Consider the following 1,424-nt stretch of genomic DNA (forward strand, 5'->3'; position numbering starts at 1 on the left):
CCATCACCACTGGCACGAGCATCAGCGCGACCTGGAACGCGGCGAACGAGACCCTGGTCCTGTCCGGCAACGACACGTTGGCCCACTACCAGGAGGTGTTGCGCACCGTCACCTTTTCATCCACCAGCGAGAATCCGACTGATTTCGGCGGCGACAATACCCGTACCATCGAGTGGCAGGTGAATGACGGCACGCCGGTGTCGGGGAACCTGTATCAGGGGCAGAGCCAATACGCGGTTCAAGCTTCGGTTGGCGGACCCTTCATTGTTGCCATCAGTGACCTGAACGGCGACGGGCGGGCCGATCTTGTGACCTCGAATGTTGATGCCAACAATGTCTCGGTGCTGCTCGGCGATGGGCAGGGCGGCTTTGGCGCCGCAACGACATTTGCGACGGGGACAGGCCCAACTTGGGTTGCGATGGCCGATGTAAACGGTGATGGCAATCTCGACCTCACCACTTCGAACGTTAATTCCAACAACGTCTCGGTGCTGCTCGGCGACGGCCTTGGCGGCTTCGGCGCCGCAACCAACTTCAACACCGGAACGAATCCGAGATCGGTCGCGCTTGGGGATCTGAACGGCGACGGCAAGCTCGACCTGCTTACCGGCAACCAAACCTCGAACAGTGTCTCGGTGCTGCTCGGGAATGGCGACGGCACCTTCGCGGCCGCAACCAATCTCACTGTAGAAGGCGGGCCGCACTACTCAACTGTCCTCGCGGACCTGAACGGCGATGGCAAGCTGGATCTCGCGGTGTCGAATACGGACTCCGCCGATTTTTCCCTGTTGCTCGGGAACGGAGATGGCACCTTCGCAGCCGCAAGCAATTTCGCCGCAACAGGATCCCTTGCGGTCGGTGACTTCAACGGCGACGGCAAGCTCGATATCGTCGGCCTCGGAGCCAACAGTGCTTCGGTGCTGCTCGGCGATGGCCTTGGCGGCTTCGGCACGGCAACGAATTTCGCGGTCGGAACAAACCCGTCTGGCGTCAGGACAGCTGACCTCAACGGCGACGGCAAGCTAGACCTGGCAGTAACCAATTTTAGTTCCAACGATGTCTCGGTGCTGCTCGGGAATGGCGACGGCACCTTCGCGGCCGCTGTAAATATGCCAACCGGATCGGCGCCGTGGAACGTCGCCATCGGCGACCTGGACGGCGTCGGCGGTGCCGACCTGGCGGTCACCAACTACGGCTCCGACAGCGTCTCGGTGCTGCTCAACAACAGCACCGCCCTCAGCGCAGTCCAGCAGACCACGGTCACTGTCACAGCCATCAACGATGCGCCGGTTCTGTCGTCGGTGGCGACGAGCGCGGCGTATACGGAGAACGCGGCGGCGCAGACGCTCTCGCCTAGCTTGGCGATCTCGGATGATGACAGTTCGAATCTGCTTGGTGCCACTGTCCGCATCAGCTCAGGCGGC

1 protein-coding gene is annotated in these 1,424 nt (G+C 61.9%); it reads left to right on the forward strand.

The features are described 5' to 3' along the window. Window positions 1-98: 98 nt before the first annotated feature. A partial coding sequence (locus AC1DZU_RS35515) for an FG-GAP repeat domain-containing protein (RefSeq protein WP_477292113.1) occupies window positions 99-1,424 on the forward strand: 1,326 nt, incomplete at its 3' end.

Source organism: Mesorhizobium sp. P2_A12 (assembly GCF_056405075.1).